Source organism: Micromonospora globbae (assembly GCF_003610785.1).
Lineage (GTDB): Bacteria > Actinomycetota > Actinomycetes > Mycobacteriales > Micromonosporaceae > Micromonospora > Micromonospora globbae.
Genome location: NZ_RAQQ01000007.1, coordinates 193129 through 216107, shown reverse-complemented (window position 1 = coordinate 216107; position 22979 = coordinate 193129). Strand labels below are relative to the sequence as shown.

20 protein-coding genes are annotated in these 22979 nt (G+C 73.3%); 13 read left to right on the top strand and 7 right to left on the bottom strand.

Going from position 1 to position 22979, the window contains the following annotated elements; genetic code table 11:
* The first annotated feature begins 73 nt into the window (after positions 1-73).
* From D7I43_RS12215 to serA, 5 genes are all read left to right on the top strand, one after another.
* Entirely contained in the window at positions 74-2551 is a 2478-nt protein-coding gene (locus D7I43_RS12215) for a putative bifunctional diguanylate cyclase/phosphodiesterase (RefSeq protein WP_192902136.1), read from the top strand.
* A gap of 188 nt (positions 2552-2739) precedes the next feature.
* A complete protein-coding gene (locus tag D7I43_RS12210; protein ID WP_120328574.1) occupies positions 2740-4614 on the top strand; it encodes an acetolactate synthase large subunit in 1875 nt (624 codons plus the stop codon).
* Positions 4615-4666: 52 nt separating this feature from the next.
* Positions 4667-5182, top strand: a complete 516-nt coding sequence (gene ilvN / locus D7I43_RS12205) for an acetolactate synthase small subunit (protein WP_120328573.1) — start codon at positions 4667-4669, stop codon at positions 5180-5182.
* Positions 5183-5282: 100 nt separating this feature from the next.
* Positions 5283-6296: a ketol-acid reductoisomerase gene (gene ilvC, locus D7I43_RS12200; RefSeq protein ID WP_120328572.1), complete on the top strand. Its 1014-nt coding sequence runs from the start codon at positions 5283-5285 to the stop codon at positions 6294-6296.
* A gap of 370 nt (positions 6297-6666) precedes the next feature.
* Positions 6667-8265: a phosphoglycerate dehydrogenase gene (gene serA, locus D7I43_RS12195; RefSeq protein ID WP_120328571.1), complete on the top strand. Its 1599-nt coding sequence runs from the start codon at positions 6667-6669 to the stop codon at positions 8263-8265.
* Between the two features lie 79 nt (positions 8266-8344).
* On the opposite strand, the gene D7I43_RS12190 is transcribed toward serA, so the two are convergent.
* Both D7I43_RS12190 and D7I43_RS12185 read right to left on the bottom strand, forming a co-directional pair.
* The gene (locus tag D7I43_RS12190) at positions 8345-8701 is read right to left on the bottom strand and encodes a hypothetical protein (RefSeq protein ID WP_120328570.1); all 357 of its coding nucleotides are present in this window, start codon (positions 8699-8701) and stop codon (positions 8345-8347) included.
* Positions 8702-9004: 303 nt separating this feature from the next.
* Positions 9005-9850 carry an FAD:protein FMN transferase gene (locus tag D7I43_RS12185; protein WP_120328569.1) on the bottom strand — a complete coding sequence of 282 codons (846 nt, stop codon included), beginning with the start codon at positions 9848-9850 and terminating at the stop codon, positions 9005-9007.
* A gap of 225 nt (positions 9851-10075) precedes the next feature.
* On the opposite strand from D7I43_RS12185, the gene D7I43_RS12180 reads away from it, so the two are divergent.
* Entirely contained in the window at positions 10076-11107 is a 1032-nt protein-coding gene (locus D7I43_RS12180; RefSeq protein ID WP_120328568.1) for a 3-isopropylmalate dehydrogenase, read from the top strand.
* Between the two features lie 218 nt (positions 11108-11325).
* Positions 11326-12423, top strand: a complete 1098-nt coding sequence (locus D7I43_RS12175) for a branched-chain amino acid aminotransferase (protein ID WP_120328567.1) — start codon at positions 11326-11328, stop codon at positions 12421-12423.
* 60 nt (positions 12424-12483) lie between these two features.
* Here the strand turns inward: D7I43_RS12175 and D7I43_RS12170 are convergent, their stop codons facing one another.
* The 4 genes from D7I43_RS12170 to D7I43_RS12155 form a co-directional block, all read right to left on the bottom strand.
* Positions 12484-13221 (bottom strand): tyrosine-protein phosphatase, encoded by a 738-nt coding sequence (locus D7I43_RS12170; RefSeq protein ID WP_120328566.1) that lies wholly within the window; start codon positions 13219-13221, stop codon positions 12484-12486.
* A gap of 58 nt (positions 13222-13279) precedes the next feature.
* Positions 13280-13738, bottom strand: coding sequence for a PRC-barrel domain-containing protein (locus tag D7I43_RS12165; RefSeq protein WP_120328565.1), 459 nt, complete (start codon positions 13736-13738; stop codon positions 13280-13282).
* A gap of 139 nt (positions 13739-13877) precedes the next feature.
* A complete protein-coding gene (ahpD, locus tag D7I43_RS12160; RefSeq protein WP_120328564.1) occupies positions 13878-14408 on the bottom strand; it encodes an alkylhydroperoxidase, AhpD family in 531 nt (176 codons plus the stop codon).
* Between the two features lies 1 nt (position 14409).
* Positions 14410-14970 (bottom strand): peroxiredoxin, encoded by a 561-nt coding sequence (locus D7I43_RS12155; RefSeq protein WP_120328563.1) that lies wholly within the window; start codon positions 14968-14970, stop codon positions 14410-14412.
* A 392-nt stretch (positions 14971-15362) separates the two neighbouring features.
* Between D7I43_RS12155 and cimA the strand changes: the two genes are divergently transcribed.
* Positions 15363-16946: a citramalate synthase gene (cimA, locus tag D7I43_RS12150; RefSeq protein ID WP_120328562.1), complete on the top strand. Its 1584-nt coding sequence runs from the start codon at positions 15363-15365 to the stop codon at positions 16944-16946.
* A 13-nt stretch (positions 16947-16959) separates the two neighbouring features.
* Here cimA and D7I43_RS12145 read toward each other — a convergent pair whose 3' ends face one another.
* Positions 16960-17955 carry an endonuclease/exonuclease/phosphatase family protein gene (locus tag D7I43_RS12145; RefSeq protein WP_120328561.1) on the bottom strand — a complete coding sequence of 332 codons (996 nt, stop codon included), beginning with the start codon at positions 17953-17955 and terminating at the stop codon, positions 16960-16962.
* A gap of 367 nt (positions 17956-18322) precedes the next feature.
* Between D7I43_RS12145 and D7I43_RS12140 the strand changes: the two genes are divergently transcribed.
* From D7I43_RS12140 to D7I43_RS12120, 5 genes are all read left to right on the top strand, one after another.
* Positions 18323-18826 carry a hypothetical protein gene (locus tag D7I43_RS12140; protein WP_120328560.1) on the top strand — a complete coding sequence of 168 codons (504 nt, stop codon included), beginning with the start codon at positions 18323-18325 and terminating at the stop codon, positions 18824-18826.
* A gap of 193 nt (positions 18827-19019) precedes the next feature.
* The gene (locus tag D7I43_RS12135) at positions 19020-20066 is read left to right on the top strand and encodes an AAA family ATPase (protein WP_120328559.1); all 1047 of its coding nucleotides are present in this window, start codon (positions 19020-19022) and stop codon (positions 20064-20066) included.
* Entirely contained in the window at positions 20063-21073 is a 1011-nt protein-coding gene (locus D7I43_RS12130; RefSeq protein WP_120328558.1) for a DUF58 domain-containing protein, read from the top strand. Before D7I43_RS12135 ends, D7I43_RS12130 begins: the two co-directional genes overlap by 4 nt.
* Positions 21070-22029, top strand: coding sequence for a VWA domain-containing protein (locus tag D7I43_RS12125; protein WP_120328557.1), 960 nt, complete (start codon positions 21070-21072; stop codon positions 22027-22029). Before D7I43_RS12130 ends, D7I43_RS12125 begins: the two co-directional genes overlap by 4 nt.
* Positions 22030-22078: 49 nt before the next feature.
* Positions 22079-22939, top strand: coding sequence for a S1C family serine protease (locus D7I43_RS12120; protein WP_120328556.1), 861 nt, complete (start codon positions 22079-22081; stop codon positions 22937-22939).
* Positions 22940-22979 lie beyond the last annotated feature (40 nt).

The window sequence follows — 22979 nt, the reverse complement described above, 5'->3', positions numbered from 1 at the left end:
CAACAGATGCACACCCGGGATCCCACGGCAGGCGCTCATCCGGCAGAGTTGAGACGTGCATCTCCCCCCGGGCATGGCCGTCGCCGCGGCGCTGAGCTGGCTCGTCGCCGCCTCGGCCACCGTGCTGCTGACGGTCGCCGCCCGGCGGCGCACCGGCGCGCACCGGCAGGCGCTGCTGCTGGTCGCGACGGCCGCCGGCATCGCTCTGGCCGGCCTCCTCGTCGGGCTCGGGGTGCTGCTCCACGCCGCCCCGCACTGGGCGCACGAGCAGGGGCACCGCACGAGCTGGGCGACGGCGGTGTCGGTCGGCACGGCGGCCAGCGGGCTGGTCTTCCTGGCCGGGCTGGTGCGGCTGCCGGGTGTGGTGGGCTCCGTGTCGGCGGCGCTCCGGCTCGCCCTCGACGGGGTGATGGTGGCGGCGGCCCTCTGGTTCGTCGGCTGGGTCCTCGTCAGCGAGCCGACCCGGATGCTGGGCGGGGCCACGCCGACGGCCTGCACGCCGATCCTGCTCGCGACGGTCGGTGCGGCGCTCGCCGCCGGGGTCGGTCCGGTCGCCGCCTGCCGGTCCGCCGCACCGCGGGGCGGGCTCGTCGCGCTCGCCGTCGCCGTCGTCGGGGTGACCGGCGGGGGGCTGGGCCTGGCCGCCGGGCTGTGCCAGGCGGGGCCGGCGGTGGCGCTGAGCGGTGCCGGGCTGCTCGCGGCCGGCCTGCTCACCGCGGCCCTGTCGGCGCTGCGGACCGACCCCCGGCGGGAGGTCGCGCACGACCCGATCGACAGCAGCGGCGACAACGCGATCGTCCCGATGATCGCCATGACCGCCTCGGCGACCTACCACCTCCTCCAGGGCGGCCGGTTCACCGTGCTCAGCGTGCTCGTCTGCGCCGTCGAGGGCTTCGCCCTGGTGGCCCGGCAGTACCTGGGCGTCCGGGACGTGCGGGCGTACGCGGGGCGGCTGGCCGAGCGCGAGGCGCACTTCCGCGAGCTGGCCCACACGGACGCGCTGACCGGCCTCGCCAACCGGCGGGGGCTGCTGCGCGCCCTGCACGGCCACGTCGAGTCGGGCACGCCGTGCGTGCTGCTCGGCCTGGATCTCGACGGCTTCAAGAACGTCAACGACATGCGCGGGCACGACGTGGGCGACGCCGTGCTGGCCGAGGTGGGCCGGCGGCTGCGGGACACCCTGCGCCCCGACGACGTGGCGGCCCGCCTCGGCGGCGACGAGTTCGCCGTGCTGACGCGGGGCCGCCCGGAGGACGCCGACCGGGTGGCCGAGCGCCTGCTCGCGGTGCTGGGGCGGGCGTACGACCAGGGGGAGTCGCCCGTCTTCCTCTCGGTGAGCATCGGGATCGCCGGCTGCACCGGTGAACCCGACGGGGAACTGCTGCTGCGCCACGCCGACCTGGCCCTGCGCTACGCCAAGCAGCGCGGCAAGAACCGGATCGAGCGGTACGACGCCGCGTACGACCAGCTGCTGCGCCGCCGCACCACGCTGGAGCACGAGCTGCGCGGCGCCATCGAACGCGACGAGCTGCGCCTGGCCTTCCAGCCGGTCGCCTCCCTGCCCTCGGTACGCCCCGTCGGCGCCGAGGCGCTGCTGCGCTGGCACCACCCGGAGCTGGGCAACGTGCGCCCCGACGAGTTCATCCCGCTGGCCGAGGAGTGCGGGATGATCGCCAAGCTCGGCGCGTGGGTGCTCCACCAGGCCTGCCACCAGCTCTCCCGCTGGCTCGCCGACGGGCACGACGTCTGGGTGTCGGTGAACGTGTCGCCGCGCGAGCTGCACGATCCGGAGTACGTGGTGCTGGTCACCGAGGCGCTGCGCGCCCACCGGGTGCCGCCGCAACGGCTCGTGCTGGAGGTGACCGAGCACGCCGTCGCCACGGATCTCGACGAGCTGATCCGGCGGCTCGCGGCGCTGCGGCTGACCGGGGTGCGGATCGCCCTGGACGACTTCGGCGCCGGCTACTCGTCGCTGGGGCAGCTGCGCCGGCTGCCGATCGACATCCTGAAGATCGACCACAGCCTGGTCGCCGAGCACGAGCCGGTGCGCCCGGTCGGACGGGACGGCCCCGCCTTCGCACCGATGGTCGACGTCGTCATGCGCCTCGGCCACCAGCTCGGGTTGGAGGTCATCGCCGAGGGGGTCACGACCCCGACCGAGCTGGCCGCGGTGGTCGCCGCGGGCTGCCGGTTCGGCCAGGGGGCGCTCTGCGGATGGGGTGTGCCGGCGGAGCACCTGGAGGCGATGCTGGAGGCGGCCACCTCTCCCGGCGCCCGGCCCGCGGGCGTCACGCCGGGTCCCCGGCGCGCCGATCCCACGGCCGGTTCCCCGCCCGCCGGCGACGCGCCCGGCGCCCGGCCGGCGGGCGCCGGCGTCCGCTCCTCGGCCGCCGGTGTGCGACCCGGCGTGCTGCCCGGCACGCGGCGCCCGCAGAGTGGATCAGGCCAGGTCACACCGGGTGCGGAGGGCGCGTCGCGGGACGACGCGCCGACACCCGTGAACCAACATGTGGGATCAGTTGACTCATCGCGTGAGATGCGTCAGGCTTGAGCCCATGTCGTCGTACCGGTCGCTGCGAGTACTTATCTGAGCGCACTCTCCGTCATCGAGAGTGCGCTGGCCCCGTGCATCTGCACGAGGGCCGTTTTTATTGCCGTCGGACCAGATCGGAGCGGGCCCCGCCCGCGTTCCATCCGCACCACCAGTCGCACCCACTCCAGCCGAAGGCCTGAACCGCCATGACGAGACCCACGCCAGAGACACTCGCCCACTCCGCCCGGCGGGCCCGCGCGGCCGCCGGGGCGGTGACCGACGCCCAGACCACCCGGGCCGCCGGCCCGGCCGCCCCGGCCGTAGCCGCGCCCGCCCCGGCCCAGGTCTCCGGGGCCGGCTCGCTCGTGCGGTCGCTCGAGGCGCTCGGCGTCGACGTCGTCTTCGGCATCCCGGGCGGCGCCATCCTCCCCGCGTACGACCCGCTCTACGACTCCACCGTCCGGCACATCCTGGTGCGCCACGAGCAGGGCGCCGGGCACGCGGCCACCGGTTACGCGCAGGCGACCGGCCGGGTCGGCGTCTGCATGGCCACCTCCGGCCCGGGCGCCACCAACCTGGTCACGCCGATCGCCGACGCGTACATGGACTCGGTGCCGGTGGTCGCGATCACCGGGCAGGTGGCCCGGCCGGCGATCGGCACGGACGCCTTCCAGGAGGCGGACATCCAGGGCATCACCCTGCCGATCACGAAGCACAACTTCCTGGTGCAGGACGCCGACGAGATCCCGCGGGTGCTCGCCGAGGCGTTCCACCTGGCCAGCACGGGCCGGCCCGGCCCGGTCCTGGTCGACATCCCCAAGGACGTGCTCCAGGCGCCCACCACGTTCACCTGGCCGCCGACCCTGGACCTGCCCGGCTACCGGCCGACGCTGCACCCGCACGGCAAGCAGATCCGCGAGGCGGCCCGGCTCATGACCACGGCCCGCCGTCCGGTGCTCTACGTCGGTGGCGGCGTGCTCAAGGCGGGCGCCACCGAGGGGCTGCGGAAGCTGGCCGAGCTGACCGGCATCCCGGTGGTCACCACGCTGATGGCCCTCGGGGCGTTCCCCGACTCGCACCCGCAGCACCTGGGCATGCCGGGCATGCACGGCACGGTCGCCGCGGTCTACGGGTTGCAGAAGGCCGACCTCATCGTGGCGCTGGGCGCGCGGTTCGACGACCGGGTCACCGGCCGGCTGGACTCCTTCGCCCCGGACGCGGCCGTCGTGCACGCCGACATCGACCCGGCCGAGATCGGCAAGAACCGGCACGCCGACGTCCCGATCGTCGGCGACGCCCGGCACGTCATCGACGAGCTGATCGCCGCCGTCACGGCCGAGCGGTCGGCGGGGCGCGCCGCGGACCTCGGCGACTGGTGGAACCAGCTCGACGACCTGCGCAAGCGCTACCCGCTGGGGTACGAGGAGCCGGCCGACGGCACCCTCTCGCCGCAGTACGTGATCCAGCGGCTCGGCGAGATCGTCGGCCCGGACGCCATCTACGTGGCCGGTGTCGGCCAGCACCAGATGTGGGCCTCGCAGTTCATCTCGTACGAGAAGCCGCACACCTGGCTGAACTCCGGCGGCGCCGGCACGATGGGCTACGCGGTGCCGGCGGCCATGGGCGCCAAGGTGGGCCGGCCCGACACGGTGGTCTGGGCGATCGACGGCGACGGCTGCTTCCAGATGACCAACCAGGAGCTGGCCACCTGCGCACTGGAGGGCATCCCGGTCAAGATCGCCGTCATCAACAACGGCAACCTGGGCATGGTGCGGCAGTGGCAGACCCTCTTCTACGGGGAGCGCTACTCCAACACCGACCTGGGCACCCACAAGCACCGCATCCCCGACTTCGTGAAGCTGGCCGAGGCGCTCGGCTGCGTCGGTCTGCGGTGCGAGAACGCGGCCGACGTCGACAAGACCATCGCGGCCGCCATGGAGATCAACGACGCTCCGGTGGTCATCGACTTCGTGGTCGGCAAGGACGCGATGGTCTGGCCGATGGTCGCCGCCGGCACCAGCAACGACGAGATCATGTTCGCCCGCGGCGTCCGCCCGGCCTTCGACGAGGATGAGCTGTAGCCATGACCGGACCCGGCAACGGCCGTGAGAGCACGACGAGGAAGGCACTGCCATGACGATGCACACGTTGAGCGTGCTCGTGGAGAACAAGCCCGGCGTCCTGGCCCGGGTCTCCGGCCTCTTCTCCCGCCGCGGATTCAACATCGACAGCCTGGCCGTCGGTGAGACCGAGAACCCGGACGTCTCCCGGATCACCATCGTGGTCAACGCCGAGTCGTCCCCGCTCGAGCAGGTCACCAAGCAGCTCAACAAGCTGGTGAACGTGCTCAAGATCGTCGAGCTGGACCCGCAGGTCTCGGTGGCCCGGGAGCTGCTGCTGGTGAAGGTCCGGGCCGACCGGTCGGCCCGGAGCCAGGTGCTCGACACGGTGAACCTGTTCCGCGCGCGGGTGGTCGACGTGGCGCCGGACACGCTGACCATCGAGGCCACCGGCACCCCCGACAAGCTGGACGCGCTGCTGCGCGACCTGGAGCCGTTCGGCATCAAGGAGATGGTCCAGTCCGGACTGGTGGCCATCGGGCGCGGCTCGCGTTCGATCACCGCCGGCCCGGCGCTGCGGGCCGCCTGAGCCGCCCGCGGGCCGGCCGAGGTGGCCGGCCCCGCGGATCGCTGACCCATCCGCACAACCACGACGGGCCGCCCGGGCCGCCGTACTGAAAGGGAAGTTCATGAGCGTTGAGGTGTACTACGACGACGACGCCGACCTGGCCCTGATCCAGGGCAAGAAGGTCGCCGTCATCGGCTACGGCAGCCAGGGCCACGCCCACGCGCTGTCGCTGCGCGACTCGGGTGTCGACGTGGTGATCGGCCTGCCCGCCGGCTCGAAGAGCCGGCCGAAGGCGGAGGAGCAGGGCCTGCGGGTCGTCACCCCGGCCGAGGCGGCGGCCGAGGCCGACGTGATCATGGTGCTCGCCCCGGACACCGTCCAGCGCACCCTCTACGCCGAGGCCATCGCGCCGAACCTGGCCCCGGGCAAGGCGATCTTCTTCGGCCACGGCTTCAACATCCGCTACGAGCTGATCAAGCCGCCGGCCGACGTGGACGTGGCCATGGTCGCCCCGAAGGGCCCCGGCCACCTGGTCCGCCGGCAGTACGTCGACGGCAAGGGCGTGCCGTGCCTCGTCGCCGTCGAGCAGGACGCCACCGGCAACGCCTTCGCGCTGGCGCTCGCGTACGCCAAGGGCATCGGCGGCACCCGGGCCGGCGCCATCCGCACCACGTTCACCGAGGAGACCGAGACCGACCTCTTCGGCGAGCAGGCGGTGCTCTGCGGCGGCGCGACCGCGCTGGTGCAGGCGGGCTTCGAGGTGCTCACCGAGGCCGGCTACGCCCCCGAGATCGCCTACTTCGAGTGCCTGCACGAGCTCAAGCTCATCGTCGACCTCATGTACGAGGGCGGTATCGCGCGGATGCGCTACAGCATCTCCGACACCGCCGAGTACGGCGACTACTCCCGTGGTCCGCGCGTCATCGACGGCCGGGTCAAGGAGGAGATGCGCAAGATCCTCTCGGAGATCCGGTCCGGCGAGTTCGCCCGCGAGTGGATCGCCGAGGACGACGCGGGGCGGCCGAACTTCGTGAAGCTGCGGGCCGAGGGCGCGGCGCACCCGATCGAGGAGACCGGCCGGAAGCTGCGCGGCATGATGAGCTGGGTGGACCGGCCGATCACCGAGACCGCCTGAGCTCTTCGGGAGCCGCCCGTCGCGTACGCCCGGGCGGCACCGGCGGCCCCGGCCCCGGCGCTCTCCCCGGCGCCGGGCTGGGGCCGCTCAGCACGAGCGGCGCCCGGCGACGATCCGCCGTTTCCGCTGGTCGGTCACGCGCGCGCCCCTGGTCGCGCGCCCGTGAGCGGTGGCGGAACGCCGGATGGCCGGCGGAGGAACACGTGTGAGGCCACTCACCCCGCGGACCGGGACACGCCGGCCAGCCCGACCCCTACGATCGCGATAGGTGCGTAGCCGGCACCTGACGGCCATGAGCCGGTTCGGCGCAGGGCGCAGTGCGGCGTCCGACAGCCCGGCCGACCGCTTTCGACTACAGCTACGAGGACCGATGAATCCTGTCGTACTGATCGCCGAGGAACTCGCCCCCGCCGCCATCGAGGTGCTCGCGCACGACTTCGACGTCCGCCACGTCGACGGCACCGACCGCCCCGCGCTGCTCTCCGCCCTCGCCGAGGCGGACGCCGTCATCGTCCGCAGCGCCACCCAGATCGACGCCGAGGCCATCGCCGCCGCGCCCCGGCTCAAGGTCGTCGCCCGTGCCGGCGTGGGTCTGGACAACGTCGAGGTGCCGGCCGCCACCGCGCGGGGCGTCATGGTCGTCAACGCCCCCACCTCCAACATCGTCTCCGCGGCCGAGCAGGCCGTCGCGCTGCTGCTCGCGGTGGCCCGCAACACCGCCAGCGCCAGCGCCGCCCTGAAGGCGGGGGAGTGGAAGCGGTCCAAGTACACCGGCGTGGAGATCCAGGGCAAGACCGTCGGCGTGGTCGGCCTCGGCCGCATCGGCGTCCTCTTCGCCCAGCGGATCGCGGCCTTCGGCACCCGGCTGATCGCGTACGACCCGTACATCCAGCCGGCGCGCGCCGCCCAGCTCGGCGTCCGCCTGGTCGGCCTCGAGGAGCTGCTGCGGGAGAGCGACTTCATCTCGATCCACCTGCCGAAGACCCCCGAGACGGTCGGCCTGATCGGTGAGAAGGAGCTGGCCATCGTCAAGCCGGGCGTGCGCATCGTGAACGCGGCGCGCGGTGGCCTCGTGGACGAGCAGGCCCTCGCCGACGCCATCGCGGAGGGTCGGGTCGCCGGCGCCGGCGTGGACGTCTACGCCAAGGAGCCGTGCACCTCCTCGCCGCTGTTCGCGTTCGACAACGTGGTGGCCACCCCGCACCTGGGCGCCTCCACCCACGAGGCGCAGGACAAGGCCGGTCTGGCCGTGGCCAAGAGCGTGAAGCTCGCGCTGCAGGGCGAGTTCGTGCCCGACGCCGTCAACGTGCAGGCCGGCGGGGTGGTCGCCGAGGACGTGCGGCCGCTGCTGCCGCTGGCCGAGAAGCTCGGGCGCGCCTTCACGGCGGTGGCCGGCGGGGTCGCCGCCAGCGTGACCGTCGAGGTACGCGGGGAGATCGTCAACCACGACGTGTCGGTGCTCAAGCTCGCCGCCACCAAGGGCCTCTTCAGCTCGGTGGTCGAGGAGCAGGTCACCTACGTCAACGCGCCGCACCTGGCTTCCGAGCGCGGCGTCGAGGTGACCCTGGCGACCTTCGCCGAGACGGTCGAGCACGCCAACCTGGTCACCGTCCGCGGCGCCCTGCCCGACGGCCGCACGGTCAGCGTCTCCGGCACGGTGACCAGCACGGGCACCCGGGACGTCATCAAGCTGACCGAGGTGGACGGTTTCGACGTGGAGATCGGCGCGGAGGGCATCCTGCTCTTCCTGCGCTACGCCGACCGGCCCGGCGTGGTCGGCACCGTCGGCACGCTGCTCGGCGAGGCCGGCATCAACATCGCCGCCATGCAGGTGGCTCGCCGCGAGGCGGGCGGCGAGACGCTCATGACGCTCACCGTCGACCAGGCGCTCGGCGCCGACCTGCTCACCTCGGCGGCCGACTCGATCGGCGCGACCGCGGCCAGCGCCGCGGACCTGCGCGACGAGTGAGTCGAGGGCAGCACGACGAGGGCCCGGCGGGGATCCGCCGGGCCCTCCGGCGTACGGGGGGCCGTTCGGGTGGCGTGAGTCAGCCGGGCAGGCGGGCGGGCGGCGGATAGACCGAGCCATCCTGTGCGTCGTAGAGCATGAGCCCGTGCTCCCCGGCGAGCCGCTCGATGTCCAGCAGCACCTGGTCCTCGCAGGCCGGATCCAGGTTCATCTCGACGTGGTCACCGGCCGCGTGCAGCGGGGCGACCTCCCACGGGGTGTCCGCCCCCGCCGGTCGGTCGGGATAGGTGGCCGTGATCGCGCGGTAGAAGGCGACCACGCGTGGATCGGGTCGGCGGTCGGCGTGCACTCCCTGCCGGCACCGCTGCACCGCCGCTCGTACGTCCTCGGGCGTCGCCCCGTCCGCCAGGGCCCACACGCTCAGATCGAAACTCACGGCGGACAGCGTGCCATCCAACGTTCACCATGTCGAAACTGCCCCGCCGCAGGCCAGCCACGCGCGCAAGAGGACGGTCCGGTGTGGAGACTCTTGCCTCGAGTTGCGTCGATTCGCTAGCGTACCGGTGCGGTCACCGGCCGAGTCCGCACCGTCGGCCCGTCTTCGGGTGGCGTGGCCGACGCTCGGCCCGACCGGCCCGCACCCCTCGAATGCGCAAGCCACGCGCACTCGTCGCTGACCGGCCCCCACGGCCGTTGCCGCGGGCGTGGGGGTCGATCGCCGACCGGGTCCGGTGTCAGGTCAGCGGCGGTGGGCGAAGAGCGCGCGATACTCCGAGCGACCGCGGAACCAGGCGAGCCCGGTCGGGCCCGCGGCGTAGAGCGCCGTCGCGTAGGCGTCGGCCACCGCGAGGTCCGGGCCCACCACGGTGGCGGCCACCAACTGGTCGGCGGGTTCGCCGGTGTGCGGGTCGATGACGTGCCCCTGGCGGCCGGTGACGCCGGACGTGCCGACCGCGCCGGCGGTCATCTCCAGCACGAGCGGCGGCCGGTCGCGTTCGACGGGATGATGCACGGCGACCCGCCACGGCCCGCCGTGCGGCGCGTGGCCGCGTACCACCAGGTCGGCGCCGGTCACCACGGCGTAGTCGTACACGCCGTTGGCGCGCAGGCGCGCCGCGGCCCGCTCCACGGCCCAGCCGCCGAGCAGGCCGCCGGGATCGAAGCCGCCGGGCACCGCCCAGGCGTCGAACCAGCCGTCGGTGGCGGCGCGCATGGCGGCGCACCGGTCCACCAGGTCGGCCAGCGGGGCGTACGACTCGGGGCTGATCTCGCCCCGGCGCAGTCGGGAGACGAGGCTCTCGGGTCGGTTCGGGCCGTACGTGAGGTCGATGGCCCGTAGTTCGGCCACCGCGTCCCGCAGCGCCTCGCCGACACCGCGGCGGCCCAGCCAGGCGGGCGCGTTGAGCAGCAACGTGTACTCGGCCGTGCCGGTCCGGACGGTGTGCTGCACCGCGAGCCGGTCGGCGCCGACGCCGCCGGACCGGTCGAGTCGGTGGGCGGAGCTTCCGAGCCGCAGATCCGGTCGCCGGTGCCGGAAGGTGGCCGGATCGGGCCAGCGGGTGCGCGGCTGCTCGTCGATGCGCATGGCGATCGCCCCCTCGCGAGTGGCGGTCCTGCCGTGGCGACCGCCCGGTGCGGGCCCCCGTTGACCCGCTCGGCCTCAGGCTAGGCAGCCAACATGACTGGTACATGGGACGAACCTGGGAGACTCCTGTGTGCCGTCCGCATCCCAGAATATGGGCACCGCGTACCGGGAGGCGGGACGGCGGCGTACCGTGGTCGCCGAACGGGCGAGCAGAGGAGCGCAGGGGTGGCACGGATCGCGGTGGTGGCCGGGGACGGTATCGGTCCCGAGGTGGTCGCGGAGGCGCGCAAGGTCCTCGACGCGGTGCTCCCCGGTGTGCAAGCGACCGAGTACGACCTCGGCGCCGCCCGCTGGCACCGTACCGGAGAGGTGCTGCCGGACTCCGTCCTGGCCGAGCTGGCCGGGCACGACGCGATCCTGCTCGGCGCGGTCGGCGACCCCAGCGTGCCGCCCGGCGTGCTGGAGCGTGGCCTGCTGCTCAAGCTGCGGTTCGCGTTCGACCAGTACGTGAACCTCCGCCCGTCCCGGCTGTGGCCGGGTGTGCCCGGCCCGCTGGCCAGCGTCAAGCCCGGCGAGGTCGACCTCGTCGTGGTGCGTGAGGGCACCGAGGGGCTCTACGCCGGCGCCGGCGGCACGCTGCACCGGGACACCCCCGCCGAGGTCGCCACCGAGGAGAGCCTGAACACCCGGCACGGGGTCGAGCGGGTGGTCCGCGACGCGTTCGCCCGGGCGGCCCGCCGCGAGCGGCGCAAGGTGACCCTCGTGCACAAGACCAACGTCCTCACCCACGCCGGCTCGCTCTGGTCGCGCACCTTCGAGGCCGTCGCCGCCGAGCACCCCGACGTGGCCACCGAGTACCAGCATGTCGACGCCGCCGCGATGTTCCTCGTCACCCAGCCGCAGCGCTACGACGTGGTGGTCACCGACAACCTCTTCGGTGACATCCTCACCGACATCGCCGCCGCGGTCACCGGTGGCATCGGGCTGGCCGCCAGCGGCTGCATCAACCCCGAGGGGACGTACCCCTCGATGTTCGAGCCGGTGCACGGCTCGGCGCCGGACATCGCCGGCCAGGGCGTCGCGGACCCGGTCGCCGCCGTGCTGTCCGCCGCGCTGCTGCTCGACCAGCTCGGCCACGCCGACGCCGCGGCCCGGGTCACCGCGGCGGTGGCCCACGAGCTGGCGAACCGGGTACCGGGCGTACCGCTGCGCACGGCCGAGGTGGGCGACCGGCTCGCGAGCCACGCGGCGGGCTGAGCCCGGACGCCTCGCGCGTCACCGCACGACGGTGCGGATGTCTCCGGCCGTCGCCGGCGACGGCCGGCCCGACCCGGGCGGCCGTCACCCTCCGTTCGGCACCGCTTCACGGGCCGGGCGGCGCTACCCGCTGAACGAGCGTTCGGGGTAAGTTTCTGAGCACCAATGAGTCGGCATGCCCGTCCGGCGTGCCGTTGTCCGGCAGGGAGGTCAGCGCGATGAGCGGTGGTGACAAGCTCGACTTCGAGATCCGTCCGAATCCCGCGCCGGTATCCGCCGCGGACCGGGCCGCGCTGCTGACCAATCCGGGTTTCGGCCGCATCTTCACCGACCACATGGTCACCATCCGGTACGCCGACGCCAAGGGCTGGTACGACGCCCGCGTCGAGGCGCGCGCGCCCATCCCCATGGATCCGGCGGCCGCCGTCCTGCACTACGCGCAGGAGATCTTCGAGGGGTTGAAGGCCTACCGCACCGCCGACGGCGGGGTGACCCTGTTCCGTCCCGAGGCGAACGCGGCCCGCTTCGTCGCCTCGGCGCAGCGGATGGCGATGCCGGCGTTGCCGCCGCAGGCGTTCGTCGACTCGCTGCGCCGCATCATCGAGATCGACCGGGAGTGGATCCCCACCGACACGGACGGCAGCCTCTACCTGCGACCGTTCATGTTCGCCAGCGAGGTCTTCCTCGGGGTCCGGCCCGCCAACGAGTACCTCTACACGGTCATCGCCTCGCCCGTCGGCGCGTACTTCAGCGGCGGGGTGAAGCCGGTGACGGTCTGGGTCTCCCCGGACTACACCCGTGCGGCCCCCGGCGGCACGGGCGCCGCGAAGTGCGGCGGGAACTACGCCGCCTCGCTGGTCGCCCAGGCGGAGGCCATCGAGCACGGCTGCGACCAGGTCGTCTTCCTCGACGCGGTGGAGCGGCGGTTCGTCGACGAACTGGGCGGCATGAACGTCTTCTTCGTCTACGACGACGGCACGCTGGTGACGCCGCCGCTGACCGGCACGATCCTGCCCGGCATCACCCGGGAGTCGGTCCTCACGCTGGCCGCCGCGGCCGGGCACCGGGTGGAGGAGCGGCCCGTCTCCTTCGCCGAGTGGCAGGCGGACGCGGCCAGCGGGCGGCTGCGGGAGGTGTTCGCCTGCGGCACCGCCGCCGTCATCACCCCGATCGGCGAGGTCAAGTTCCCCGACGGGGAGTTCCTCGTCGGCGGTGGCGAGCCGGGGGCGGTCACCATGGCGTTGCGCCAGCGGCTGGTCGACATCCAGCGCGGCGACGCCCCGGACCCGTACGGCTGGGTCACCCGGGTGCTGTGACGACAGGGCCCCTCCCTCGCGGGAGGGGCCCTGCCCGTGTCGGCTCTGCGCCGGGCCGGCTCAGTCGAGCAGGTGTTCGCGCAGGGCGTCGACTTGGGCGTCCGTCACGCCGGCGTGGCGCAGGTATCCCTCGACCGAGCCGTACCCCTCGCGCAGTTCGGTGAGGAAGAGCGTCATGGCCTCGGCCGGGCAGGTGAGCGGCGGCAGACCGGGGCTCGCCGCGTGCCCGGTCGAGGCGAACCACGCGGTGAAGCGTTCGGCCGCCTCGGTGCTGAGGGCGTAGTCGGCCGCGATGTCGTCGTCGGAGACGCCCAGCAGTGCGAGGGTGAGCCCGCAGACGATGCCGGTGCGGTCCTTGCCGGCGACGCAGTGGACGACCACGGGAGCGTTGACCGAGTCGGCGATCAGGCCGATCGCCTCGGCCAGCCCGGCCGTGCCGGTGCGGGCCAGGTCGGCGTACCGGTCGGCGAGGTAGCGGGCGAGGTCGTCGTCCGGCCGGTACGGCCGCTCCGACCACTCGGCGTGCTCCGGGTGGATGTTGCGCCAGGTGAGCCCGGGGAAGTCGGGGACGCGACCGTCGCGCTCCACCTCGTACGGACGGCGCAGGTCGATCACGGTCCGGATCCCGAGCGACGTGAACGCCGCCCGGTCGGTGTCGTCGATGCGGTGCAGCGAGTCGGAGCGGTAGAGCCGCCCCCGTCGTACCTGTCGGCCGTCACCGGCGGACAGGCCGCCGACGTCGCGGAAGTTGAAGATGGTGGAGAACGGGATGTGCCGGCTCGTCTCGGTGGCGTCCACCCTCACACGGTACCGGCCGGCGGGGCGTGCCCCGCCGGCCGGCGAACAGGAGCCACCGTCACCGTGCCGTACCCGGAGGAATCGCCGAGTACGTGTCGGTGTAGTAACCACCGAGCTTGTCCCGGTAGGCCGGGTCGGGGTCGGCCGTCTCGTCGAACTCGGGCGCGGCCTTGATCTGGTCCTTGCTCCGGTCGACGTAGACCTTCCGCTCGTCGTGGTCGACGTGGTTGACGGTGCCGGCCGGGATCATGACCTTGCGGCCGAAGATCCACGGACCGGTGTCCACCACCAGGTAACTGGAGTTCACCTCGTGGCTGGACCGGTCCACCTTGCCGATGCCACCGTCGTTCGCCTCGACCTTGTAGCCCACCAGGTCGACGCCGGTCACCCCGGCGTCGTCCCGGTAGCGCCACGGGTCGAAGGTGCCGCCGGGCGTGTCGCCCAGGAAGGCGCCCTGGCCACCGTGCACGAGCGGGTCCGGCGTCCCGTGGGTCGTTCGAGGGTCGAGCCGCTCCATGGCGTTTCACTCCTCTACTCGACTGATCGGGGTTGGTGCCCTGTCAGCCTGGTGTGTTACCCGGTGTCGAGATCGCTACACCCGCGTACGACGAAGAGGGGCCGGCCGGTGCGACCGGCCGGCCCCCTGCGGGCGGCGCTCAGGCCAGCGCGGCCTCGGCGTCGTGCGCGACCGCGGCGGCGTGCACCACGGCGGCGATGCGGAGCCCCTCGTGGACCTGCTCGCGGCTGAAGCCGGCCGCGCGGAGGGTCTTCTCGTGCGACTCCAGGCACACGCCGCATCCCGTGATGGCGGAGACGGCGAGGCACCAGAGCTCGAAGTCGGCCTTCTCCACACCCGGGCGCGCGATGATCTGCATCCGCAGCCGGGCCGGGATCGACTGGTACTCCTCGTCGCCGATCAGGTGCTTGGCCCGGTAGTAGACGTTGTTCATCGCCATGATCGTGGCCGCGCCCTTGGCCGCCTCGACCGCCTCCGGGGTCAGGTGACCGGCCGCCTCGTCGGCGATCTCCCTGAGCACCACGGGGTTGCGGGCCGCCACCGCGCAGGCGAGGGCCGTGCCCCACGCCTGCTCGGGCTTGAGCGTCGAGGTGCCGATCGTCGAGCCGAGGTTGAGCCGGATGTCCTTGGCGTACTCGGGCAGTCCCGCCTTGATCGCGTCGAGACCCACGTCAGGCTCCGGCCGCGGCCAGCAGCGCGGTGGCGTCGAGCGTCGCGCCGCCCTTGTTCCAGTTGCACGGGCAGAGCTCGTCGGTCTGGAGCGCGTCGAGCACCCGCAGCACCTCGGAGACGTTGCGGCCCACGGAGCCGGCGGTCACCATCGCGAACTGGATCTCGTTGTCCGGGTCGACGATGAAGGTCGCCCGCTGCGCGACGCCGTCGGCGCCGAGCACGCCGCAGGCGCTGGTCAGCTCGCGCTTGATGTCGCTCAGCATCGGGAAGGGCAGCTCGCGCAGGTCCGGGTGGTCCTTGCGCCAGGCGTAGTGGACGTACTCGTTGTCCACCGAGACGCCGAGCACCTGCGCGTCCCGGTCGGCGAACTCGCCGTTGAGGCGACCGAACTCGGCGATCTCGGTGGGGCAGATGAACGTGAAGTCCTTCGGCCAGAAGAAGACGACCCGCCACTTGCCCTCGTGGGACTTGTGGGTGATCGTCTCGAACGCCTTCTCCGCGTCCAGCGAGACGCAGGCGGTGAGTTCGTACTCGGGGAAGCGGTCACCGACAGTGAGCAAGGGTCCTCCTTGACGACGGCACGAGGCCGGATAACTGGATCAGTTCCAGATATTTCCTCAGCCGTGTTCGCGCTGGCCGGCGGCCGGGTGATCTGTGAAGTCGATCACCAAACGGGTGTTTTCCGCGAGGTTGGGGGCATCCGCGGTAGGCGACTCTCCGTGAGCCGTCCCGAGATGTGGATTCTGCCTCCCAAAACCAGCGGGGCGGTGGCAGAGTAGCGATCGTGACCAGCACCGCCCTGATTCTTGGCAGCTAGCGCGCCGGCTTCCTCTCCGCCGAGCGCGCAGACCTCCCGCATCCGCGGGGGGTCTTTTTGTTGCTCCCGGCGGCGCCGTCCGGTCGCGGCCCCGACCCACCCGTTCCCGCACCCCGTCCCAGAGAGAGGCATGCGATGAGGTTCCAGGTGTACGACACGACGCTGCGCGACGGCGCCCAGCGGGAAGGGCTCACCTACTCGGTGGTCGACAAACTGGCCGTGGCCCGCCTGCTCGACGAGTTCGGCGTCGGGTTCATCGAGGGCGGCTGGCCGGGCGCGGTGCCGAAGGACACCGAGTTCTTCCGGCGGGCGCGGACCGAGCTGGACCTGCGGCACGCGCTGCTGGTCGCGTTCGGCGCCACCCGCCGGGCCGGCGTCGCGGTCGCCGACGACCCGCAGGTCCGCGCCCTGCTCGACGCGGAGACCCCGGCCGTCGCCCTGGTCGCCAAGGCCGACCTGCGGCACGTCGAGCGGGCGCTGCGCACCACCGCCGCCGAGAACCTCGCGATGATCCACGACACCGTGACGTACCTGGTGGCCGAGGGGCGCCGGGTCTTCGTCGACGGCGAGCACTTCTTCGACGGCTACCGGCACGATCCCGCGTACGGGGCCGCGGTGGTGGAGACCGCGCTGGCCGCCGGCGCCGAGGTGATGGTGCTCTGCGACACCAACGGCGGCATGCTGCCGTCCCAGGTCACCGCGGCCATCACCGACCTGACCGCCCGCCTCGGCGTCGCGCCCGAACGGCTCGGCATCCACTGCCAGAACGACACCGCCTGCGCGGTGGCCAACACGATCGCGGCCGTGGAGGCCGGCGTCCGGCACGTGCAGGGCACCGCGAACGGTTACGGCGAACGGCCCGGCAACGCCGACGTCTTCGCGGTGGTCGCCAACCTCCAACTCAAGCTCGGGCTGCCCGTCCTACCCGAGGGCTGCCTGGAACAGATGGTGCGGGTCTCGCACGCCATCGCCGAGATCGCCAACATCGCCCCCGACACCCACCAGGCGTACGTCGGGGCCGCGGCCTTCGCCCACAAGGCGGGGTTGCACGCGAGCGCGATCAAGGTCGACCCGTTGCTCTACAACCACGTGGACCCGTCGGTGGTGGGCAACGACATGCGGATCCTGGTGACCGAGATGGCCGGCCGGGCCAGTGTCGAGCTCAAGAGTCGCGAGCTCGGGCTGGACCTGGCCGGCCATCCGGAGACCCTGTCCCGGGTCACCAAGCGGGTCAAGGAGCTGGAGGCGGGTGGCTGGTCGTTCGAGGCGGCCGACGCCTCCTTCGAGCTGCTCGTCCGCTCCGAGCTGCCGGAGGGCGCTCCGGCCCGTCCGTTCGCGCTGGAGTCGTACCGGGTGATCGTCGAGCACCGGGAGGACGGCGCCGTGGTGTCCGAGGCGACCGTCAAGATCCGTGTCCGGGGTGAGCGGGTCATCGCCACCGCCGAGGGGAACGGCCCGGTCAACGCCCTGGACGAGGCACTGCGGATGGGGCTCGTGCGGCACTACCCGGAGCTGCGTGACTTCGAACTCGCCGACTACAAGGTGCGGATCCTGGAGGGCAGCAGCGGCACCGGCGCGGTCACCCGGGTGCTGCTGGAGACCGTCGACGGCGGCGGTCGCGACTGGACGACCGTCGGCGTGCACCCGAACGTGGTCGAGGCGAGCTGGCACGCCCTCGTGGACGCCCTCACCTACGGGCTCGCCCGCACGAAGGTCTGACCCCGCGGGCCGCTCAACCGGCCGGCAGGGTGAGCGTCGCGAGGACGGGGCGGTGGTCGGAGCCGGGAAGGCGGAGCACGTCGACGGCGCGGGCCGCGATCCGGCGGTCGACCAGGACGTGGTCGATGGTGACCGGAGGGATGGGATCGCCGTCGTACGGTCCCCAGGTGCCGACCAGCCCCTGCCCGGTGGCGTCGGCCGCGTCGACGTAGCCGGTGCGGAGCAGGGCGCGCAGCGGGCCATGGTCGAGGGTGGCGTTGAAGTCGCCGGCCAGGATCCGCAGCGCCCCGTCCGGCGTGGCCGGCGGCTGCGCGGCCAGGTCGGCCCGCCAGTGGCCGGTCTGGTCCAGCGCGTACGGGGCGGCCGGATGGGCGGACTCGACGCGTACCGCCGGCGCGCCGGGGACGGTCACGGTGCCGTACGCCTGGGTGAAGCCCCACGCCCCGCGATGGGTGCGCACGCCGGCGTCGCCGATCGGGAAGCGTGCGTAGAGGCCCGACCCGGGTGTGCCGTCGAGCGGGTTGAGCTGCCGGTACGGCAGCAGCGTGGCGAGACCGAGCCGGTCGAGTTCGGCCTGCGCCCGGGGTGTGAACTCCTGCACGGCGAGCACGTCGACCCGGTGCCGCCGGACCAGGTCGACGAGGGAGCCCGGGTCGGCGGCGCCGGCGAGCAGGTTGGCGGTGAGTAGCCGGACGGTGGGGCCGCTGACGCGGGGCGGCGTCGAGGCGATCGCCCGGGGCGCCACGACGCCGAGCAGCGCCACCGAGGCCACCGCCGCGAGCAGCGCGGGCCAGCGGCGCCGCAGGGCGAGCGCCAGCACCAGGGGCACCGGGCTCCAGGCCGCGACGTACGGCGTGAAGGCGAGCGCCTGCACCAGCGGCCCACGGTCCAGGCCCGCGAGACGCAGTACGGCCCAGGCGGCGGTGGAGGCCGCCGCGAGCCAGCAGAGCGCACCCGCGGCCCTGCGCCACCGGGTGCCGGCCCGCGGTCGCGCGACATGCTCGATCATCCCGGGACGATATCCCCGCGCCGTGCCGCACGGGGGGCGCGAACGGCGGCGGAACAATTTTGTGAATGCTCACCCGTTCACTTCTCACAATTGACGCGGCCGGTCTGCGGACAGTTTTTCGACTCGACGCCGCTATTGACGCCCAGCTTTTTGCGGTGCTACGTTCCACCTGGTCGGCGCTCCGCCACTGTGAGTAGTAATAGCTGCTCAACAGGGGTGTAGATCGGCGGGAAATGGATGTTGACGGTGCGCGTGGTCCCATTTCTCGGCGATTTGTAACCGGGGTGTCCGGCGAGGAGAACGGCTGTCATCCGTCCCGCCGGTGCGGGTCGGCCGAATTCGCACGGTCACACAAGGGGGACCTGCCATGTCCACACCATTCCGACGCAAGGCGGCCGCGGTCGCGTTCGCCGTCCTCGGGCTCACGCTCGCCGGGGGCGGGGTCGCCATCGCCCAGCCGTCGGCGAAGGCGCCCGACGTCGCCCAGCCGGCGGCGCGCGCCACCAACTCGCAGCCGCCGGTGACGGCGGAGTCGGCCCGTTCGGCGCGGGCCGCCCTCAAGGCCGACGCCACCACGCTGGCGGCCACCAACGCGGGCACGGTCGTCAACGCCAACGGCACCAAGGCGCGCGGCACCGGCACCGTCATCAAGTACGGCCCCGGCCAGTACGAGATCCAGTACAGCTACACGGTCACCGCCGCCGTGTTCGTGGCGACCATCGGCCGGCCGGACTCCTGCTGCGTCCCGCCGGCCGGTGAGATCTCCGTGGCCCCGCGGCTCAGCACGCCCAACGCCGTGTTCGTGCAGACCCGCAACTCCGCCGGCACCCCCGTGGACCTGCCGTTCCACCTGGTCGTCCACCGGTACTGACGGGCAACGGCGACGGCCCCCGCGCACCTCGCGGGGGCCGCGTCGTGTCCCCGGTACAACCGGTCTGCGCCGCTCGTACCGCCCCGGGCCGTCGTCCACCGTCCGGGCGCGTCGTCCCGATCCGGAGGGAAAGGGCCCCTCCGGCGCCGATAATCCGACGTTTGTCGTACGGCCGCCTCGGGAAGCAAGCACCGTGACGGACATCTCGGACACCCTGGCCAGCGTGCCCAGCCCGGTCGAAGCCGAACCGACAACCGCCGAGCTGGAACAGACCCTCTCCGAGGTCAAACGCGTGATCGTCGGGCAGGATCGGCTCGTCGAGCGCCTGCTCGTCGCCCTCCTCGCCGACGGACACTGCCTCCTGGAGGGGGTGCCCGGCGTGGCCAAGACGCTGGCCGCGCAGACCCTCGCCACCGTGGTCGGTGGCTCCTTCTCCCGTATCCAGTTCACGCCCGACCTGGTCCCGTCGGACATCGTCGGCACCCGCATCTACCGCGCCTCCCAGGAGAGCTTCGACATCGAACTGGGGCCGGTGATGGCCAACCTGGTGCTCGCCGACGAGATCAACCGCGCCCCGGCGAAGGTGCAGTCCGCCCTGCTGGAGGCCATGGCCGAACGGCAGGTCTCCATCGGCGGCCGGAGCTACCCCGTCCCGTCGCCGTTCCTGGTGCTGGCGACCCAGAACCCCATCGAGTCGGAGGGGGTCTACCAGCTGCCGGAGGCGCAGCGGGACCGGTTCCTGCTCAAGGTGGTGGTCGACTACCCGACCGACTCCGAGGAACTGGCCATCCTCTACCGGATGAGCACCGACCGGCCCAGCCCGAGACAGGTGCTCGACCCGGAACGGCTGCGGGAGCTGCAGTCCCGCGCCGAGCGCGTGTTCGTCCACCACGCCCTCGCCGAGTACGTGGTCCGGCTCATCCTGGCCACCCGCGACCCGGGACGGTTCGGGCTGTCCGAGATCGCCCCGATGCTCGCGTACGGCGCCAGCCCGCGCGCCACCCTCGGGCTGGTGGCCGCCGCCCGGGCCCAGGCGCTGCTGCGCGGCCGGGAGTACGTGCTGCCCGAGGACATCCGTGACCTGGCCGGAGACGTGTTGTCGCACCGCCTGGTGCTCACGTTCGACGCGGTGGCCGACGGCGTCACGGCCGAGTCGGTGGTGCGGCGGCTCGTCGAGGCGGTGCCCCCGCCCCGGTTGGCGGCGCAGCCGGAACAGGCGTCGGACCTGGCGGCGGCATGAGGCGCACCGGCAGGACCGCCGTGGCGCCGCAGGCCGATCCGGGCCTCGCCGACCTCGCCCCGGACCAGCGGCTGCGGCGGCTGGAGCTGACCGTCACCCGGCGGCTGGACGGGCTGCTGCACGGCCAGTACCGCGGCCTGCTGCCCGGCCCGGGCAGCGAACCGTCCGGCAGCCGCGAGTACCGGCCGGGGGAGGACGAGGTGCGCCGGATGGACTGGGCGGTCACCGCCCGCACGGCGGTGCCGCACGTCCGCGAGGTCGACGCCGACCGGGAGCTGACCACCTGGCTGCTGGTCGACGCGAGCCCCAGCATGGAGTTCGGCACGGCGGAACTGGACAAGCGCGAGCTGTCCGTGGCGGCCGTGGCGGCCGTCGGCTTCCTTACGGCGGGCGTGGGCAACCGTCTCGGCGCCCTGCTGCTCACGCCGGCGGGGCTGCGCCGGTTTCCCGCCCAGAGCGGCCGGACCCACCTCCTGGGCATGCTCCGGGCCCTGCTGGGGGCGCCGCGCGCCGGCGGGTACGACCGGCCGCCCACGCCGCCGGACCTGGCCGACGCGCTGGCCGGCGTGCAGCGCGTGGCCACCCGGCGGGGCCTCGTCGTCGTGGTCAGCGACTTCCTCGACGGGCTGCCGGAGGATCCCGACCGCCCACCGCCCTGGGAACGGACCCTGCGGCGGCTGGCCGCCCGGCACCAGGTGCTCGCCGTCGAGGTGACCGACCCGCGCGAGCTGGAGCTGCCCGACGTCGGACTGGTCACGCTGGTGGACCCGGAGACCGGACGCCGCCGGGAGGTCTGCACGTCCGACCGCCGGCTGCGGGAGCGCTACGCGGCGGCCGCGGCCAGCCAGCGTGACCAGGTACGACAGGCGTTGCGGCGCAGCGGCGCGACGCACCTGTCCCTGCGTACCGACCGCGACTGGTGCGCCGACATCGCGCGGCACGTGCAGGCCCAGCGTCGTCTCGCGGCGCTTCCCGCCGGGCGTCCGGTGCGGGGAGGTGGCGCGTGACCTGGTTGTCGCCGGGCCGGCTGTGGCTGCTGCTCGGAGTCCTCGCGCTGGCCGTGGGCTACCTGCTCGTGCAGCGGCGACGCAGCCGGTACGCCGTCCGCTTCACCAACCTGCGCCTGCTCGACCGGATCGCGCCGGAGCGTCCGGCGTGGCGCCGGCACGTGCCCGCCGGGCTCTTCCTGGCCATGCTGGCGCTGCTGGTGGTCGGCTTCGCTCGTCCCACGGCCGAGGTGCGGGTGCCCCGGGAACGGGCCACCGTGATGGTGGCCGTGGACGTGTCGACCTCGATGCTCGCGACCGACGTCGACCCGGACCGGCTCGCCGCGGCCAAGGGCGCGGCGCAGCGCTTCGTGGACGGGCTGCCCGACGAGTTCAACGTGGGGTTGGTGGCGTTCGCCGGCAGCGCGGCGGTGCTGGTGCCGCCCGGCACCGACCGGGAGGCGCTGCACGAGGGGATCAACCGGCTTGCCGAGGGGGTCACCGGTGTGCAGGGCACCGCCATCGGTGAGGCGATCAACACCTCGCTCGGCGCCGTGAAGGGCCTCGACAGCCAGGCGGCGACGGAGCCGCCACCGGCCCGGATCGTGCTGCTCTCCGACGGGGCGAACACCTCGGGGCTGGACCCGATGGAGGCCGCCGCGGAGGCGGTGGCCGCGAAGGTGCCGGTCCACACGATCTCCTTCGGGACGCCGAACGGGTTCGTGGACCGGGGCGGGCGGCCGATCCAGGTGCCCGTGGACGGGCAGACCCTCCTGGCGGTCGCCGAGGAGACGGGCGGGATGTTCCACGAGGCCACCACCGCCGACGAGCTGCGCGCGGTCTACGACGACATCGGCACCTCGGTCGGCTACCGCACCGAACGGCAGGACGTCTCGGCCCGCTTCATCGGTCTCGGGCTGGTGCTCGCGATGGGTGCGGCGGCCGGCTCGATGCGCTGGTTCTCCCGCCTGCCCTGACGCCCGGCGGACCGGGGCGGGCCGCAGGACACCGACGTGAGGAGTACGCATGGCAGTGCAGACCGGACTGGGCGAGCCCCGCGGTCCCTGGTTCGTCTCGCCCGAACTCGACCCGGACGGGCGGACGCGGTGGGACGGGCCCGGATCGGGACGGGAGAGTGGCCCGCGCTGGCGTGGCCGGTTGCTGGCCGCGCTGGGGGTGGTGCTGCTGTCGACCGCCTCCGGCGCCGCGGCCGGCGGCTGGGTGGCCAGCCGCGACGGCGCGCCAGGGGAGACGGCCGCCTCGGCCGCGCCGGTGCCCGCGGAGCTGGTCACGGCCGCCGAGCGGACCGTGCCCGGGGTGGTGTCGGTGCTGGTCGGTGGCGGCGGACGGACGGGGGCCAGCGGCTCCGGGTTCGCGATCGACAACGAGCAGCACATCATCACCAACGACCACATCCTCGCGAAGGGCGGCGACGGGTCCGTCACCGTCGAGCTTCCCGACGGCCGGCGCTACGCGGCCGAGGTCGTCGGCCGGGAGGCGCGCAGCGACCTGGCGGTGCTCAAGGTGCCGCCGGACGCGGGCCTGTCCGCGCTGCCCCTGGCCAAACCGAACTCCACCCGGGTCGGCGAGCCGGTGCTGGCGGTCGGCTCGCCGCTGGGGCTCGCGGGCACGGTCACGGCCGGGATCGTCAGCGCGCTCAACCGGCAGGTGCGGCTGGGCGCCAACCGGCACACGGCCGTGCAGACCGACGCCTCGATCAATCCGGGCAACTCCGGTGGTCCGCTCGTCAACGCGCGGGGCGAGGTCGTCGGGGTGAACACGGCCATCGCCACGATCGACGGCAACGGGTCGATCGGCATCGGGTTCGCCATCCCGATCGAGCAGGTGCAGCAGACGGCCGACACCATCATCGGCAAGGGCGGGTGAGTCCCGGCACCGGCGGATACGGGCTGGTGGGAAGCCGTCC